The sequence below is a fragment of the Leptotrichia sp. HMT-225 genome (assembly GCF_030644325.1).
Lineage (GTDB): Bacteria > Fusobacteriota > Fusobacteriia > Fusobacteriales > Leptotrichiaceae > Leptotrichia > Leptotrichia massiliensis.
Genome location: NZ_CP130323.1, coordinates 2072843 through 2089637, shown reverse-complemented (window position 1 = coordinate 2089637; position 16795 = coordinate 2072843). Strand labels below are relative to the sequence as shown.

Below are 16795 nucleotides of genomic sequence, written 5' to 3'. Positions count from 1 at the left end.
ACAAAATGTTATAATACCTCTATAATTTCAAAAATTTGATAATCAAATGATTTGTTATAATTTTTGGAAAGACTAAGAGAAAAGGAAGGTATTTTTAAACTACTCATTCGAGTTGGTATCACAAGTTTAAATCCTTTGGACCGGGGATTCTTATGGCTTCAGCAGCTATTGGAGGTTCCCATATAGTAGCATCAACGCAGGCAGGTGCATTATATGGATGGCAATTGGCAATCATAGTTATTTTAGTCAATATTTTCAAATATCCATTTTTCCGTTTTGGGACACAATATACGCTGGAACGTAAACATTCGTTAATAGAAGGATATGAAGAAAAGGGAAAAATTTATCTTTGGATATTCTTTATTATGAATATATTTTCTGCAGTTATTAATGTGGCGGCAATTGGTATTTTGACAGCGGCAATTTTAGCAAATATTTTAAAATTAACATTTTTAAGTAGTCTTACTCCTGCAGCAATGGCTTCAATGATTAACCTGCTTACTACAATTGTTCTTGTAGGTTCACTTGCAATGCTGGTATTTGGAGGTTATAAACTGTTGGACAGCTCTTCAAAATTTATTGTTATTTCATTGACAGTTGCAACAATTATCGCAGTTGTTATTGCGTTATTCAAGCAACATCCGATGGCACCTGATTTTGTTATCCAATCGCCTTGGAAACTGACAGCATTGCCATTTATTGTATCATTAATGGGATGGATGCCAGCTCCAATTGAAATTTCCGCAATTAATTCGATGTGGACTGTTGAAAAACAGCAAAATATGAAAGTTCCCCATAAACTTGCAATGTTGGATTTTAATGTAGGTTACTGGGTTACAACAATTCTAGCCTTTGTATTTTTGGCACTTGGAGCATTGATTCAATATGGAACGGGAACAGCGATTAAAGGAGCAAGTGCTGCTTATATCGCCCAGTTTATTCAAATGTATTCAAGCGTTATTGGAAGCTGGTCAGGGCTTCTTATTGCATTTATCGCATTTATGTGTATTTTTGGTACAACAATTACAGTTGTAGATGGTTATTCACGTGCTAATGCTGAATGTCTTAGATTGATTATGAAACAGAAAGAAGTTAAAACCTCACATTTTAATATATGGATGATAGTAACAGTAGCTGTGGCAATGGTTATCGTATTCTTTTTTGCTGGAAATGTCGCCGCAATGATGAATTTTGCCATGATATTCTCATTTGTTTCAGCTCCAGTATATTCATATCTTAATTTTTCACTTGTTAAAGACAATAACAAGCTGCCTGTTTGGCTGTGGTTCCTATCAGTGGCAGGAATTATATATTTAGCAGGGTTTACAATATTTTTCCTTGTTTATTTGTCTGGAATTTTGAAATAATATTGTTATTTTAATTTTATAAAGAAAACCACCTTTCAACAAGATTTAAAATTGACATTGTAGGTGGTTTTTTCTTTTTTTGTTAATTAAAAATTTTATTCAAAATTTACATTTTGCAAATACCCATGTAGTTTTTTCACTTCATTCATTAATTTATTCATTTCATCTTTTCCAGCTTTTATATATTCTTTTAAATTAATATGTAAAATTGGTATTTCATAATCATCTTTATATTTGCAATTTTCTTCTATATTATTAATTTTTATTAACTCATTTTTATGTTCTTCAATAACTTTATAAATTTTTTTATATACAACTTCATATTTTTCTTTTCTTATATATTTTAAACTTTCATTTTCTGTATTGTATTTATGATAAAAATTCAATCTTAAATAAGGTCCTTCTTTTTTTGTATTATCCATTCTCCAGAAAATAAGGTATCTTTCACTTGTTTCAAAAATGGGAAGCCTTTTTTCTAACAAATTATATTGTGAAACAGCAGAACCATTTCCCTTATTTCTAAAACTTACTATCCTTTCTTCTGAAAAAATCACTTTTAAAAAACAATATTGTGCTATGTTAGATTTTGCTATATTCCAATCCTTGTGAGATTCTGCTTTACATTCTAAATAATTTTTTTCATTTTCTTGAGTTCTTAATTTTTCTACAAGATACTCATAATAACTGTCTAAAATTTCACTTTTATTTCTATATTTTTCTAAAATTTCTTTAAATATTTCACCTGTGATTATTTTATTAGCTTTCACATTTTTATCAGGACTGAAATGAAAACCTGTTTTAAAATAAACTGTTTTAACTTCTAGATTTCCATCAATTCTCAAATCTTTTTTTTCATTTTCATCTAACTTATTAATTTTTTCTTCATACTCTTCTAGTTGTTTTTTTCTTTCAGAAGAATTAACCTTATCTTCAATAATGTAAACTCTATTCAACTCTTTAAAAACAACTAATATATCAATTTTCTTAAATTGCCTTTTTATAAGAATTTCTTGATTATCAGAAACATCCTCTTCTCCAAACTCTTTTAATAAGTCAACAGCTAATGCTCTTAATTCACTATCCTCGTAATTTAACCAATTTAAACACCAACATATAAAAGCATCCTGTGACAGCTCTGACGTTGCAAAATTAAAAATATTGTTTCTTTCCATTCTAAATCCCTTCTTTCTATAATATTAATTAATTTATTTAACTGAATCTTCCACAATGTAAGCAATAATATTTATGAAATTTTCATTTTCTGGATATATTTGCAGTCCCCAAAGAAATGTCCGCTCATTAAGAATATTAGTCATTATTTTAGCAATATCTTTTATCTGAGTCAATTCGATATTTTTTCCTGCTGTTATATTCAAAAATATTTTATAAGTTTTATTTTTATCAAAAGTTTCCAGCTTTAGTTTTAGGTTTTGCAAAAAATCATCAAAAGTTTCTAAATTTCCTTTTTCAAAAATTACGAAAGATTTTGAGGTTTTTTGAAATACCGTTTTTAAGTCAGCTAAATCAAGAGTAACCATTCCTTTTGCTGTTAAAGTTTTTGTTATTCCGTTGATTCCATTTTTTAAATCTTCGGAAGATTTGCATTTTATGATAAAGTTTGTTTTTGAATCAAATAGGTCGGTATAGCCATTTCCAATATCATAAATACCAGTAAAAATATCGTTTTTTTCAGTGTTTCTAATTATTTCTAAGGCAAAATTTTTATCATTTTCAAAATATGTATTTAAAATTATCAAAATTACATCTGTATCTTGAAAATTTATTTTTAAATCTTTGTAGTCATTTTTAATTGTAATAATGCTTATATTTTCATGCGTAATGATTTCTTTCTCAATAGTGCTTAAAGCTGTTTCTCCTAAACTTATAATTTTTATTTTTGGTATTTTTTCCATGAATTTTCTCCTTTTTATAGAAATTTATTTTAAAATTTTGTATTCAATAACATAATCTCCCTGACTTCGTAGCCACATTTCCGCTCCAAAACTTCCATAAACTTCGATTTTTACAGTATAAACTGTAGTTCCCCGATTATTTTCCTTAACTATTTTTTCATCCAATATTTCTGCAGTTGGAAATTTATCAAGCACATACTCGATATAACCTCTATATTTAAATTCTATTCTTGTAAAAGGCCCAGAGTGCATAAAATGTATATATTTTCTAAATTCACCATCTTTAAACTTTTCAGAATAATTCAAAATCTTAAATTTCTTGCCAGTATTTTCGATTTCAGTAATTCTATCAATCCTTAAAATTGCAGGGTATTCTTCTTTATTTTCTATGTATGCGATTAAGTAGAAGTAGTATTCAGAAAACATTATGGACAAAGGCTTTATATTGTAATTTTTACCTTGTTTATTTTTTGTAGTGTAATTTATATTTATCAATTCCTGATTTTTTATATGCTGTGCTAAATTCCAGATAACTGTGAGCAGATTTTGTCCGTGCTGCAAAGGGATATAATTGGATTTTTCGTTATTGATAAGACCTTTTATTGTTTCTCTGTCATTTCCTGATGAGTGATTAATTAACTTATTTATTAATGTTTGAGTTTCATTTTTGTTAAATGCTCTGCTTTCAAGTATAATTTTACTTATTGCTAAAAGCTCTTCATTGGTAAAAGATGTTTCACTGTTTTCTTCAAGATAATATCCTTTTTTAGATTTGGAATACTTTATTTCTGCTCCATTTTCTTCCAAAAAATAGGCTCTCAAAGTTTCTATATCTCTTTGAACTGTTTTTATATCAACATTAAATTCGTTAGCTAAATCAGTTCCATTTAATATTTCCTTCTGATATAACCTTTTTATTATTTTTAGTATTCTAATTGACTTTTCTTCAGAATTTTGATTTTTTCCCGCCATAATCAAGCCTTTCGTACATTTTTTTATTCTATGCTTTAATTATAACTTTATTTCTTATTTTGTCAAATAATCAAAATTTTCTTTTCTAATCTTTTACCAAAACCGAATACCACCTTTTCGCCTTTCATCTTTAATATATTTATCGTATTCATCTTTTATATCTAAACTACCTCTCGCCTCATTAAATTTTTCTATTTTTTCTGTTATTTCATCCAATATTTTCTTTATTTTACTCAACGAAGCATCTTTATCTACTTTTAAATAAAATAATGGAACTTCTTTCTCTTTTAAGTCAACTTCTTCCAAATAAATTTTTTGAAAATCTGGAAATATATTTTTTAATTCATATTGAACTGATTCAAACATATCTTCTTGTAATTCATCAAGATGAAACCAATTTAACACAAACAGTATATCAAATTCTCTATTTTTATTTTTTTTATATATACATTCTATAAAAAATTCATCTTTTATCCACTTTATATAGTAATCATTTCTATATACATCATAGTTTTTTCTTTTTTTATCAAAATACCACTCCAAAATACGGTATAGTGCTGAAACATTAAAGGAGCCATAATCTTCTTCACTTACTTCTCGCATGAGCTGGTTATAATAACTATCAAAAATACTGTCATCAATGTCTTTTTTAAAAGTTTTAAAAAATTCTAAAAGTCTTTCTTCGTCATACATAATAATTTTTTCTCCTATTTCTTCTTTTTCATATCTAGAAATTTTATCAGGAGTAATGTATACGATTTTTATTTTATCTGTCTCATTATTTCCTAAATTTTCATATATTTTAAGTAATTGAACTAGTTCTTGATTATATTCAAAAAAATATGGTGAAAATTCGTCGTAGTCAAAACATTTGAAAAATATATATTTTCTATTGCTTTTTTTCTTTTTATTTACAATAAATAAAAGTGTATATTCATTTAGGATTCTATTAATAAAATCCTCATAGTCCTTCCCAATATAAAAATTAGAATAACATATTTCAATATCTTTCGTATTCAGTTTCTGTCCTAAAATTTCCTCAACGAATTTTTTTGCCATATTTTTTAAAGCTTTTTTATTACTATTATTTGTAGTATCGACTTTTAACCATTTTAACATCCAATACAAAAAAATATCATTATCAAATTTCATATTGTAAAAAGCATCATTTTCAGTTAATTTTAAATTACTCATAATAATTATCTCCTTATAATATTTTTTACATTATACTTTTTATAAAGGACATATTTTGTCTGTTAAAAAAAAATTGTGTAATTCTCTAAATTTTAGAGTTTTACACAAATTTAAATTATTATTTTTATTTATTATTTCTTCGCAGTAATCACATAAATTGGATTTTCTGCCATCATCATATTAAAATCTTTAACTTTTCTATTTTTACTCACAATTAACTGACAAATATCCACATCTTTAAAGTCGTATTTTTTCAATTCCTCAATAGCCGTGAAAATATTTTCCAGTACGATAAAGTTTAGTACTAAAATTCCATCGTCAACAAGGTTATCATAAGAATATTTTATAATTTCCACCAGATTTCCAGCAGAACCTCCAATAAAAATTTTATTAAACTTTGTATTTACATCTTTTAGTCCATCTGGAGCCATTCCTTTAATTACAGTAATATTTTCCAATCCTAATTTTTCCTTGTTTTTATGAATTAGCTCAACTGCCTCATCATTTCTCTCAATTACAAAAACTTTTCCGTTTCGTGCAAATCTCGCCATTTCCATACTTACAGAACCAGTTCCGCCACCAATGTCAAGACAAATATCATCATCTTTCATCTCCATTTTCCCAAGACTTACAAAACGGATTTCCTCTTTTGTCATAGGAACTTTTCCTCTTAAAAATTCTTCATCTTTTATATGATACATTTTATCAACTCCTTATTTTAAATTATAGTTTAAAAAGAAAGCCAAGAGTAAATCCTAACTTTCCATTTTTTATTTGTTGTATAGTAAAACTGCTTTAAAGCCGAACTCAAAAGCTATGACTATTTTACTCAAACCCTAAATTTATATAATTTTCAATAGTTCGGTTTTAAATGGGTTCGAGTATATTTTTAAATTAATTTTTCAACGCCTGAATTGGAGGAGCTACTTTTCCACCACGATTTATTAAGACAGAACAATCTAAATTATTTATGTTTATAATATCTGCTTCTCCTAGAAGTCCTCCAAACACTACTCTATCGCCAGCTTTTTTTCCAGGAACTGGGATTATTCTAACTGCGGTAGTTTTACTGTTTACCATTCCAATTGCCATTTCATCTGCTATTATTCCAGAAATTACAGCTTCAGAGGTATCACCTGGAATAGCTATCATATCAAGTCCAACAGAACATACACAAGTCATTGCCTCCAGTTTTTCAAGTGTCAAATATCCTTTGCTTGTTGCTTCTATCATTCCCTGATCTTCACTTACTGGGATAAATGCCCCTGTTAAGCCACCGACACGAGTTGCAGCCATTGCTCCACCTTTTTTTACAGCGTCATTCAATATTGCAAGTGCAAGTGTTGTTCCGTAAGCTCCGACTGCTTCCAGCCCAAATTCCTCCAGTACATTTCCAACACTATCGCCTACTGCTGGAGTTGGGGCAAGTGACAAGTCAATTATTCCAAATTCAACCCCAAGTCTTTCAGCAACTTCTTTTCCGATTAATTCTCCCATTCTTGTGATTTTAAAACTTACTTTTTTTATTGCTTCTGTTATTTCATCAATTTTTGCCGTTTTTGAAATGTTAGCAAGTGTGTGTCTTACAACCCCTGGCCCACTAATTCCAACATTTAGCACAACATCTGGATTTTCTACCCCATGAAATGCACCCGCCATAAATGGATTATCTGGAACAGCATTTGTAAATACGACAAATTTTGCAGCTGCCAGTCCGTCTGCATCTTTGGAAAGTTCAGCCAGTTCCTTTACAGTTTTTCCCATCATTTTTACAGCATCCAAGTTGATTCCAGACTTTGTAGAGCCTACGTTTACAGAGGAGCAAACTCTATCTGTTTCAGAAAGTGCCTTCGGAATACTGTTTATCAGCTTAACATCACCTTTTGTAAAACCTTTGTCCACAAGTGCCGAAAATCCTCCAATAAAGTCAATTCCAATTGTTTTCGCCGCTTTATCCAGTGCTTTTGCAAAAATTGTGTAATCTTCGGCGTTAGTTGCATTTCCAATTATTGAAATTGGAGTAACTGAAACTCTTTTGTTAATAATTGGCATATTGTATTTGCTTGCTACTTCATCGGCAATTCTTACCAAATCTTTTCCATTTTCCGTAATTTTGTTATAAATATTTTCTGCTGTTTTTTCGGCATCTGCATCAATGCAGTCAAGCAGGCTTATTCCCATTGTGACAGTTCTTACATCAAGATTCTGCATTTCAACCATACCTATCGTTTCCAGTATTTCATCAGGTAATAAATTCATTTTTCCCTCCTAAAATTCTTAAATAATTGCTTAAAAAATTTTGAAAAAATTAGATTCTATGCATTGCCTTAAAAATATTTTCATGTTGCAAGTAAACTCTTACCCCAATTTTTTCCTCAACATCTTTAAATTTCTCCTGCAAACCTTTTATATCTGTATTTTTTTCTGCTTCTACAAGCATAATCATGGCAAAAATATCATTTTCAAACACCTTTTGTGTGATGTCAATAATATTTAAGCTAAGTTCACTTAATTTTGTTGATACATTCGCAACAATTCCCGTTTTATCCGTTCCAATAACTGTAATAACAATTCTATCGTTCATTCTGATACCTCCTGACAAATTAAATTAAAACTCTTCTTAATATGTTAAATTATCGCATAAATTTAGGTATTTAGCAAGCGGGAAGTTTTATTTTATATTTTATAAAAAACTTAGAATGTGAAATAATTTGGATTTTAAAAAATATACAAGTAAACAACACTCTCTTTATTGGAACTTTTTTGATTATTAATATCCAGCTTGTAACATTTTTTTATAAACTTCCTGAGCTTCTTCATAGCCTAAATCAGATGCTTGTTTTACATATTTTTTTGCATTGATGCGATCATTTTGGTTATAATACAAGATTCCTAAATTATACATAGCCTTAACATGTCCTTTTTGTATAGCTTTTAAAAACATTTCTTTGGCTTTGCCAAATTTATTTTGTTCATAGTATAAAGTTCCTAAATTATACATAGCTTCAATTTCACCTTTTTGACTGGCTTCTAAAAACATCTGTTCAGCTTTGTCAAATTTTTTCTGGTAATAATATAAATTTCCCAAATTATATATAGCAAAAACAGAACCTTTTTGGCTAGCCTTCAAGTACATCTGTTCAGCTTTATCAAACTTTTTCTGGTCATAGTATAAAACTCCTAAACTGTTTATAGCAGCAACAGAATCTTTTTGAGTGGCATTTGTTCAGCTTTATCAAATTTATTTTGTTCTTTATATAAATTACCCAAGTTATTCATAGCTTCAAGATTGTTATTTTGTACAGCTTTTAGGTATGCTTGTTCAGCTTTGTCAAACTTTTTCTGATCATAATATAAAACTCCTAGATTATTCATAGCATCAATATACCCTTTTTGACTAGCTTTTAAATACATTTGCTCAGCTTTGTCCAGCTTATTTTGTTTTTGATATAAAAGTCCTAGATTATAAATAGCTTCAATTTCACCATCATTTTCTTTAATGGCTTTCAAATACATCTGTTCAGCTTTTGGATAATTATTATTCTTAAAATACGAATTCCCATCCTCTAAGTATCCAGCTTGTGCTGTATGTGCTAAAGCAATAATTCCTAATATAGCAAGTTTTTTCATTTTAATTCGTCTCCTCTGTTGTTTTTTACTATGTAAACTATAATTTAGTTACATTAATTATATACATTACTTTTTATTTTTGTCAATAATTTAATCAAAAGTACGAATTTAGATATTATTGAAAGTATAGAAAAAATATTTTATTTATTGATATTTGTAGATTAAAGTGATATAATTTGAAAAAATTAGATTTGCATAAAATCATACAAGGAGGAAAATAAAAAATGAAATTTTTGAATTTTTTCAAAAGATTTTTGATATTTACATTAAAAGAAATATATTCGTTTTTTCTAAAACTGTCGTTATTTATATTTGTAATTTTTATTATTGGAATTTCTACAATTGCAATTTTTAGTTCCAAAGATAAGAATGAAAAAATTAAAAAAAGTTATGAATATATACTTTTTAATGTTTCTGACGTTACAGAAGATAAAATTATCGGTTCAAATTTTCTATCAGATGAAAAATTATCATATATGGATATTTTAAATAGTTTAGATGATATTAAAAATAATAATCAAGTAAAAGGAGTGATTATTGCTTTAGACACTATAAATTTATCATCTGCAAAAATAGAGGAATTGTCTAAAAAATTTGAAGAATTAAAAGCAAATAATAAAAAAATATATGCTTTTGGTGCTTATATTACCAATGCCAATTATAAATTAGCTTCTATTGCCAATGAAGTAGTTATGGTTCCATCAACATCAGCAAGTCTTGATTTGACAGGATATCATTATTCAGATTTATATTATAAAGGGCTTTTTGATAAACTTGGGGTAAATATGGAAGTAGTCCGTATAGGAAATTACAAATCTTATGGAGAAAACTATACTGGAAATGAGATGACTCCCGAATTGCGTTCAGAATTAACTAGAATTTTGGAAAATCGATATGATAAATTTGTGACAGAAATTTCCAAAAATCGTAAAATTGACAAAAATGTTTTAAATAATGATATTGTAAATGGAAATAATATTAATTTGACTCCATTTGCTGCACGTGATAAAAATTTTGTTGATAAACTTGAGCATTTTTCTGATTTTACAAAACGTCTAAACATAAGGGAAGACAATGTTGCGGATATTTATGATTATTATGAAAAAAGAGTAGAAGATGGTAAAATAGGAAATCCAAGAAATGGAACAATAGCTGTAATTTATGCCGAAGGTTCGATTTTATATGATCCAACTGATGTTACTGAAGGTGTAATTACTCCAGATAATATTTTACAAAAAATTGAAAAAGCTATGAAAACTAAAAATTTAAAGGGAATTGTACTTCGGGTAAATTCAGGTGGAGGTTCAGCACTTGCTTCTGAAATAATTTATCAAGAACTTACAAAACTGAATATTCCAATTTATGTTTCAATGTCTGATACAACAGCCTCTGGAGGTTACTATATTTCAATGGCAGGAAATAAAGTATTTGCAAACAATGCCACAATAACAGGGTCAATAGGCGTAGTTTCAATGCTCCCAAAATTTAACAATGCACAAAATAAATATGGAGTTCATTCTAATTCAGTATCAAAAGGCAAATATTCAGAAATTTATGATAGCTTTGAACCATTATCTGAAGAATCTCGTACGAAAATCAGTCAATCTATGCAGGAAACATACAAGGAGTTCAAATCACGTGTTTCTAAAAATCGTAAAATAGATGAAAATACTCTTGAAGGCTATGCACAAGGTAAAATATGGCTAGGGGATGAAGCAAAAAATATAAACTTAATTGATGGAATTGCGAGTCTTGATGAAGTTATAAAAATAATGGCAAAAGACTTAAATTTACGTAACAATTATGCTGTAGAAAGTATTTATCTGGAAGAAGATTTTTCTCACAAGTTAAAATCACTCACAAGAATGGTTACAGAAAAATTCAGTTTATCAACACAATTGAAAAAAAATATTCCAGAAGCTAAAAAAGTATTTAACGAATATGATTTTGCAGTTCAAAATCAAAATAAACCACTGTATTATTTAACATACAAATTAAATTTATATTAAAAATTAAGCGGAGTAAAAGTAAAAATTGTTTTTTAGAGACACTTTTTATTAAAAAACTCCGTTTTTTGCTTATTTAGTTTTGATAAATTTTATAAAATATAGTATAATAAAAACAAGAGTTTAGAATAATTTAATTTTCATTAGAGATAGTAAAATTATTTTTTTATAGTTTCTATTTCAAAGGCTATAATATAATTTGAAACAAGGAGGAAAAATGATTTATTTGGATAATTCAGCCAGTACAAAGCCACGTAAAGAAGTTATAAATGTGTTAGTTCAAACAATGGAAGAAAATTATGCAAATCCTGATGCAATTCATGATTTTTCCCATAAAACTTTATTAAAGATAAAAAATGCTAAAAAGATAGTGTCTGATTACTTAAAAGTTGAAGCTGACAGAATTTACTTTACAGCAGGTGGCGGAGATGGAAATAACCTTGTATTGCAAGGAATTATCAATGCAAATTCACGAATAAAAAAACATCTGATTACAACAAAGATTGAACATCCTTCAGTCTACGAAGTGTTTAAGCATTATGAGAATCTGGGCTTTGAAGTGGATTATCTAAATGTGGATAAAGATGGTTTTATAGATCTTGAAGAACTTGAAAATACGATTAGGGAAGACACGGTAATAGTTTCGGTTGGAGCAGTGAATAGTGAAACTGGGGCGATTCAAAATTTGGAGCAAATTTCAAAAATTATCAAAATGAAAAACAGTGATACATATTTTCATACTGATTTTGTACAAGCATTAGGCTGTACAAACATAAAATTTGATAAAATTCCTGTGGATGCAATAACGATAAGCGGACATAAAATTCACGCACCAAAGGGAATCGGAGCAATCTATGTGAACAAACGTGTCAAAATTACAAATATAGTTTATGGATCAAATGCTGAAAACGGTATTGTGAAAAGGACTATGCCGACAGAATTAATTTTGGCTTTTGCAAAAGCTGTAGAGATTTTGATAAAAGAGGAAAAAAACGAAATGGAGCATTCACAAAAGTTAAAAGAAATGCTTGCAAATAAAATCTCTGAGGAAATTACAAATATAAAATTTAATTCTTTGCTTAGCATTGAAAAGTCAAGTCCTAAAGTATTGAATGTGTCGTTTAACGGTACAAAAGGTGAGGTGCTGACACATTTTCTAGGAATGTATCAAATTTATGTTTCTACAGGCTCAGCCTGTTCATCGAAAAAAGGGAATAGCAGAATACTTGAAGTTATGGGACTTACTCAATCAGAACTGGATGGAGCAATAAGGTTCAGTTTTTCAAAGGATAATACAGAAAAGGAAATTGATGAAGTTGTGAAACGACTGAAGGAAAGTGTGGAAAGAATTAGGAAAATGAGATAATATTTTTTATATAAAAAACAGAAAGGAAAAAGATGAGCAATTATACTGATAAAAAGTTATTGAATGCAATAGGGCTTTCTTATGGAGAGTTGTCACTAAAAGGTAAAAACAGGGGGCAATTTGAAAAGAAATTGCGAAATAAGATTAATAAGGTGTTAAAAGGATTTGATTATCAGTTATTTGATGATTTATCAAAATTATATGTTTTAATAAATCCTGAAAATTTGGATGAGGTTACAGACAAGCTAAAAAAAGTTTTTGGAATAGTGGGTCTTAATCAATCGGCAAAAGTTGAAAGAAATGATGAATTTATAAAGCAAAAAGTATTAGAATTTGCAAACTATGCCTATGAAAATGGAGCTAGAACTTTTAAAATAACGGTTAATCGTAGTAACAAGGGATTTGAGAAGAAATCTATGGAATATGCACGTGAACTGGGAGGGCATGTACTCGTAAACAGTCCTTTTGAAAAAGTTAAAATGAAAGATCCTGATGTTATGATAAATGTTGACATTAGAAAAAATGCTTATATTTATACGGATAGAATAAAAACTTATGGCGGACTTCCGCTTGGTTCAACAGGAAAAGGACTTGTTCTTTTATCAGGTGGAATAGACAGCCCAGTTGCTTCGTTTATGATGGCAAAAAGAGGAATGCGTTTAAATTTTATAACATTCCACAGTTTCCCGTTTACAAGCCAGCAGGCTCTTGAAAAAGTAAAGGAACTAACTGATATTTTATCGCTTTACATTGGTAAAACAAGACTTTATTCTTTAAATATATTAAAAATACAGGAAGCGATAAATACGCAGACAAAAAAAGATTTGGCTACAATTTTAACAAGACGGGCTATGATGCGTCTAGCTGAAAGATTGTCGAATACTATGCAGTATCATGCTTTAATTACAGGGGAAAGTCTTGGACAGGTAGCGTCACAGACGATGGGAGGGCTTACTTGTACAAATGCTTCTGTAGAAAAATTGCCAGTATTTAGACCTCTTATTGGAATGGATAAGACAGAAATAATTGAAATTGCAAAAGAAATAGAAACTTATGAAAAATCCATTGAGCCATACGAGGATTCATGCGTAATTTTTGCTCCAAAACATCCTGTTACAAATCCTAAGCTGGAAGATGTGCTGGCAGAAGAGGCAAAAATTGAAAACTATGATGAAATTATGAATGAAATTTTTGATGAACGTGAATATTTTAATTTTGGATAAATTTATTTTATAAAAAGAATATGCATAAATATATTTGTTTATACTATTTAGATACATTTTAATAAAAAAATAAAAAAGAAAATGGAGAAAGTTTATGAAAGAAAAGAAAAATTTTCAAAAACAAAAAAAAGAAGTAAAAGAAAACGGATTTAAAAGAAAAATATCCGAAATAAAAAGAATGATTTACTTAATTTATCGAAATTATCGTGATGGTGAAACGCAAATACTTGCGATTTCTTTAACCTACTACTCACTTCTTGCCATTTTTCCAGTAGTTGCTCTTGTGTTAGGAATCACAAAGGGATTTGGGCTGGATAAAATATTCATACAGAAATTTTTTGAATTATGGCCAGGAAATAACAGTTTTTTAAGGGTAATTGTGGATGTTGCTCAAAGACTTCTTTTGTCTACAGAAAGTAGTATATTAACTGGAGTAGGAATTGTTATTTTAATTTATTCAGCAGTAAAAGTTTTAATAATGCTTGAAAATTCCTTTAATAAAATATGGAAAATTAATAAGAAAAGATCAATTACAAGAAGAGTTATTGACTATATTGCAATTATATTTTTAGGACCAATATTTTTTGTTTTGCTATCAGCCTTAAATTCGGTTGCAGTTGAGGAAATATCCAAACATTTTTCAGGGAATGCAGTAATTATGAACTTATTTATTGGATTATTCGGGCCTGCGACATACATTATTTTGTTCAGTTATTTATTTTATGTAATTCCAAATACAAACGTAAAAATAAAACCAGCAGTTTATGCAGGAATTGTAACAACATTACTTACTTTTGGATGGAAATTGCTGTTCTTATTATTACAGTCGTCAATTACGAGATACAATATAATTTACGGAAGTTTGGCTTTAATACCTATTTTCCTAATATGGGTACAATATGTTTGGGTAACAATTTTGCTTGGAGCGCAAATAGCTTTTTCAATTCAAACATCCGATGAATTTTTATACAGCGAAAAAATTGAAATGCCAATCAAAGTAAAAAGGGAAGCTGGAATTTTAATTTTATCTTTAATTATCAAAAATTTTGTTGAAAAAAAAGAGTCTTTTACGTATCAAAAATTAACTGATAGGCTAGGTATGGAAGTTTTTTTTGTGAAAGAAATTTTGTCTGATTTGGAAAAAATGGGATTTATTAATGAAGTTTTTTATGATAAAAATTCAGACAGCCAATATCAAGTTGCGTATAGCCCAGAATCCATAACAATCAGAGAATTTATGAAAAAATTCGATACAAAGAATATTGAATATTATGAAAATATTTTTGATAATTTGAACGAAGAAGACAAAAAACTTCTTGAAAAAATAAGGGAAAAATTGGCAATGAAAAAAATAGAAAACCCTGATCCTGAATTTGAAAATTCTCCTGAAAAAGAGGAAACATATTTTTCAGAATCAGAACAGCCAGAAAATTTTCAAAATACAATAAAACCAAGAAATCCCGAAGAATTAACAATAGATTTTCAAATTTCAAAACAAAAAAATGAAAATTTACAAATAAAAGATTCTCCAAAAATAATAAGAAAAGAAAAAATTAACCGGGAATCAGAAGTTCAAACTTCTCAATCAGAAGATAATAATTCTCAAGATACTCAAAAAAGAGTCAGATACGAAGATGGAACTTGGAAATTCTTTTAATTAGAAATGAGGAATAGAAATGATAACAGTAGTAATAATTATCGTGATAATAAACATTGTTACAGTTGTTGGAACAATTATTTTTCTTAATAAGAAAAACATTGAAAATGAAGAAAAAATGCTGTTAAATCAGATTAACGAAAATAATCAGCAAAATTTTGAGGAAAATAAGAAAAAATTTGATGAAATTGAAAAAACAATAAGCCTAAATGCAAAAAATAACTTGCTTGAAGGCATAAATAACTTACAAAATAAATTATCTGAAAATAATGAAAAATTACTTTTAAGGTTTAATCAGCTGGGACAAAATTTAAGTGGTACAATGAACGATAATAATCAGTTGTTATCTAAAAATCATACTGAAAATAGCCAACTTTTAACTTCCAGCATGAATAATAACATTCAAAAGCTGTCAGTTCGTTTAAATGAAAATAATACAGCGTTGACAGGTGTAATGACTGAAAATAATCAGAATTTGACAAAAAATATAAACGAATTTAAAGATGGACTTACAAAAAATATAAATGAAAATTTTGAAAAATTAAGTCAAAAAATTGAAAATAGACTTGATGTAATGAATATGAAAGTGGAAGAACGTTTATCAAAAGGGTTTGAGGAGACAACAAAAACTTTTGGAAACGTGTTAGAACGTCTGAGTAAAATCGATGAAGCACAGAAAAAAATTGAAGCATTGTCAAGCAATGTGGTTTCACTTCAAGATATTTTAACAGATAAAAAAAGCCGTGGAATTTTTGGTGAAATTCAACTTTACCAAATATTATCTTCAGTTTTTGGAGAAAAAAATGATAAACTTTACCAAAAGCAATACAAACTTTCAAACGGAACCATTGTTGATTCTATTATTTTCACGCCAGAACCACTTGGAAATATCGCAGTTGACTCAAAATTTCCGTTGGAAAATTATAGAAAAATGTATAATAATGATTTATCTCAAATTGAAAGAGAAAATGCTCGGAAAGATTTTGTTAGTGATTTGAAAAAACATATAGATGCAATTTCTTCCAAATATATAATAAAAAATGAAACGAGTGAACAGGCAATATTATTTCTTCCAGCCGAAGCAATTTTTGCTGAAATAAACGCTTACCACACAGATATAATAGAGTATGCTTACAAAAAAAACGTACGTATAGCATCGCCAACAACTTTAATTTCAGTATTGACAGTAATTCAGGTTATGATGACAAACTTAGAACGTGACAAATATGCAAATATAATTCAGCAGGAACTCGAAAAATTGAATGTTGAGTTTACAAGATACCGTACTCGCTGGGATAATTTACAAAAAGATATCGAAAAAGTTTCTAAAGATGTAAAAGAAATTAATACAACTTCAAACAAAATAAGCAAAAGATTTACAGAAATTTCGAATGCAAAATTTGAAGAAAAAACAGTTAATAATAATGTTGAAAATTTAAAAATCTTAGAAATGGAAGAATAGATTTT

General features: G+C 28.3%; 15 protein-coding genes. 6 read left to right on the top strand and 9 right to left on the bottom strand.

Annotation, left to right across the window (positions count from 1 at the left end; all coding sequences use genetic code 11):
• Positions 1-152 precede the first annotated feature (152 nt).
• Positions 153-1367, top strand: a complete 1215-nt coding sequence (locus tag QU666_RS10045; protein ID WP_021768923.1) for an NRAMP family divalent metal transporter — start codon at positions 153-155, stop codon at positions 1365-1367.
• 95 nt (positions 1368-1462) lie between these two features.
• Here the strand turns inward: QU666_RS10045 and QU666_RS10040 are convergent, their stop codons facing one another.
• The 9 genes from QU666_RS10040 to QU666_RS10000 all read right to left on the bottom strand — a co-directional run bounded on the left by QU666_RS10040 (position 1463) and on the right by QU666_RS10000 (position 9076).
• The gene (locus tag QU666_RS10040) at positions 1463-2539 is read right to left on the bottom strand and encodes a PD-(D/E)XK nuclease family protein (protein ID WP_021768922.1); all 1077 of its coding nucleotides are present in this window, start codon (positions 2537-2539) and stop codon (positions 1463-1465) included.
• Between the two features lie 33 nt (positions 2540-2572).
• Entirely contained in the window at positions 2573-3280 is a 708-nt protein-coding gene (locus QU666_RS10035; protein ID WP_021768921.1) for a hypothetical protein, read from the bottom strand.
• 24 nt (positions 3281-3304) lie between these two features.
• Complete coding sequence (locus QU666_RS10030; protein WP_021768920.1) at positions 3305-4252, bottom strand: YafY family protein; 948 nt, start codon at positions 4250-4252, stop codon at positions 3305-3307.
• A 93-nt stretch (positions 4253-4345) separates the two neighbouring features.
• Complete coding sequence (locus QU666_RS10025; protein WP_021768919.1) at positions 4346-5446, bottom strand: hypothetical protein; 1101 nt, start codon at positions 5444-5446, stop codon at positions 4346-4348.
• A 131-nt stretch (positions 5447-5577) separates the two neighbouring features.
• The gene (gene cbiT / locus QU666_RS10020) at positions 5578-6147 is read right to left on the bottom strand and encodes a precorrin-6Y C5,15-methyltransferase (decarboxylating) subunit CbiT (RefSeq protein WP_021768918.1); all 570 of its coding nucleotides are present in this window, start codon (positions 6145-6147) and stop codon (positions 5578-5580) included.
• Positions 6148-6340: 193 nt separating this feature from the next.
• On the bottom strand, positions 6341-7705 hold the full coding sequence (locus QU666_RS10015) for a PFL family protein (RefSeq protein WP_021768917.1): 1365 nt from the start codon (positions 7703-7705) through the stop codon (positions 6341-6343).
• 49 nt (positions 7706-7754) lie between these two features.
• Positions 7755-8030: an ACT domain-containing protein gene (locus QU666_RS10010; RefSeq protein WP_006805198.1), complete on the bottom strand. Its 276-nt coding sequence runs from the start codon at positions 8028-8030 to the stop codon at positions 7755-7757.
• 186 nt (positions 8031-8216) lie between these two features.
• Positions 8217-8582, bottom strand: a complete 366-nt coding sequence (locus QU666_RS10005; RefSeq protein ID WP_021768916.1) for a tetratricopeptide repeat protein — start codon at positions 8580-8582, stop codon at positions 8217-8219.
• Between the two features lie 53 nt (positions 8583-8635).
• Entirely contained in the window at positions 8636-9076 is a 441-nt protein-coding gene (locus QU666_RS10000; protein WP_021768915.1) for a tetratricopeptide repeat protein, read from the bottom strand.
• Between the two features lie 224 nt (positions 9077-9300).
• Here QU666_RS10000 and sppA point away from each other — a divergent pair, with 224 nt between their 5' ends.
• From sppA to QU666_RS09975, 5 genes are all read left to right on the top strand, one after another.
• Positions 9301-11085, top strand: a complete 1785-nt coding sequence (sppA, locus tag QU666_RS09995) for a signal peptide peptidase SppA (protein ID WP_021768914.1) — start codon at positions 9301-9303, stop codon at positions 11083-11085.
• Positions 11086-11299: 214 nt separating this feature from the next.
• Positions 11300-12448 carry a cysteine desulfurase family protein gene (locus QU666_RS09990; protein ID WP_036070496.1) on the top strand — a complete coding sequence of 383 codons (1149 nt, stop codon included), beginning with the start codon at positions 11300-11302 and terminating at the stop codon, positions 12446-12448.
• Positions 12449-12480: 32 nt separating this feature from the next.
• A complete protein-coding gene (gene thiI, locus QU666_RS09985; RefSeq protein WP_021768912.1) occupies positions 12481-13671 on the top strand; it encodes a tRNA uracil 4-sulfurtransferase ThiI in 1191 nt (396 codons plus the stop codon).
• Between the two features lie 94 nt (positions 13672-13765).
• Positions 13766-15328 (top strand): YihY/virulence factor BrkB family protein, encoded by a 1563-nt coding sequence (locus QU666_RS09980; RefSeq protein WP_021768911.1) that lies wholly within the window; start codon positions 13766-13768, stop codon positions 15326-15328.
• A gap of 19 nt (positions 15329-15347) precedes the next feature.
• On the top strand, positions 15348-16790 hold the full coding sequence (locus tag QU666_RS09975) for a DNA recombination protein RmuC (RefSeq protein ID WP_021768910.1): 1443 nt from the start codon (positions 15348-15350) through the stop codon (positions 16788-16790).
• Positions 16791-16795: the final 5 nt, after the last annotated feature.

Bases quoted from the DNA above. Each gene is read 5' to 3' on its own strand.
- QU666_RS10025 (WP_021768919.1), bottom strand. From the start codon at position 5,446: ATGAGTAATTTAAAATTAACTGAAAATGATGCTTTTTACAATATGAAA.
- QU666_RS09980 (WP_021768911.1), top strand. From the start codon at position 13,766: ATGAAAGAAAAGAAAAATTTTCAAAAACAAAAAAAAGAAGTAAAAGAA.
- sppA (WP_021768914.1), top strand. From the start codon at position 9,301: ATGAAATTTTTGAATTTTTTCAAAAGATTTTTGATATTTACATTAAAA.
- cbiT (WP_021768918.1), bottom strand. From the start codon at position 6,147: ATGTATCATATAAAAGATGAAGAATTTTTAAGAGGAAAAGTTCCTATG.
- QU666_RS10005 (WP_021768916.1), bottom strand. From the start codon at position 8,582: ATGTACTTGAAGGCTAGCCAAAAAGGTTCTGTTTTTGCTATATATAAT.
- QU666_RS10010 (WP_006805198.1), bottom strand. From the start codon at position 8,030: ATGAACGATAGAATTGTTATTACAGTTATTGGAACGGATAAAACGGGA.
- QU666_RS09975 (WP_021768910.1), top strand. From the start codon at position 15,348: ATGATAACAGTAGTAATAATTATCGTGATAATAAACATTGTTACAGTT.
- thiI (WP_021768912.1), top strand. From the start codon at position 12,481: ATGAGCAATTATACTGATAAAAAGTTATTGAATGCAATAGGGCTTTCT.
- QU666_RS10045 (WP_021768923.1), top strand. From the start codon at position 153: ATGGCTTCAGCAGCTATTGGAGGTTCCCATATAGTAGCATCAACGCAG.
- QU666_RS10035 (WP_021768921.1), bottom strand. From the start codon at position 3,280: ATGGAAAAAATACCAAAAATAAAAATTATAAGTTTAGGAGAAACAGCT.
- QU666_RS10000 (WP_021768915.1), bottom strand. From the start codon at position 9,076: ATGAAAAAACTTGCTATATTAGGAATTATTGCTTTAGCACATACAGCA.
- QU666_RS09990 (WP_036070496.1), top strand. From the start codon at position 11,300: ATGATTTATTTGGATAATTCAGCCAGTACAAAGCCACGTAAAGAAGTT.
- QU666_RS10030 (WP_021768920.1), bottom strand. From the start codon at position 4,252: ATGGCGGGAAAAAATCAAAATTCTGAAGAAAAGTCAATTAGAATACTA.
- QU666_RS10015 (WP_021768917.1), bottom strand. From the start codon at position 7,705: ATGAATTTATTACCTGATGAAATACTGGAAACGATAGGTATGGTTGAA.
- QU666_RS10040 (WP_021768922.1), bottom strand. From the start codon at position 2,539: ATGGAAAGAAACAATATTTTTAATTTTGCAACGTCAGAGCTGTCACAG.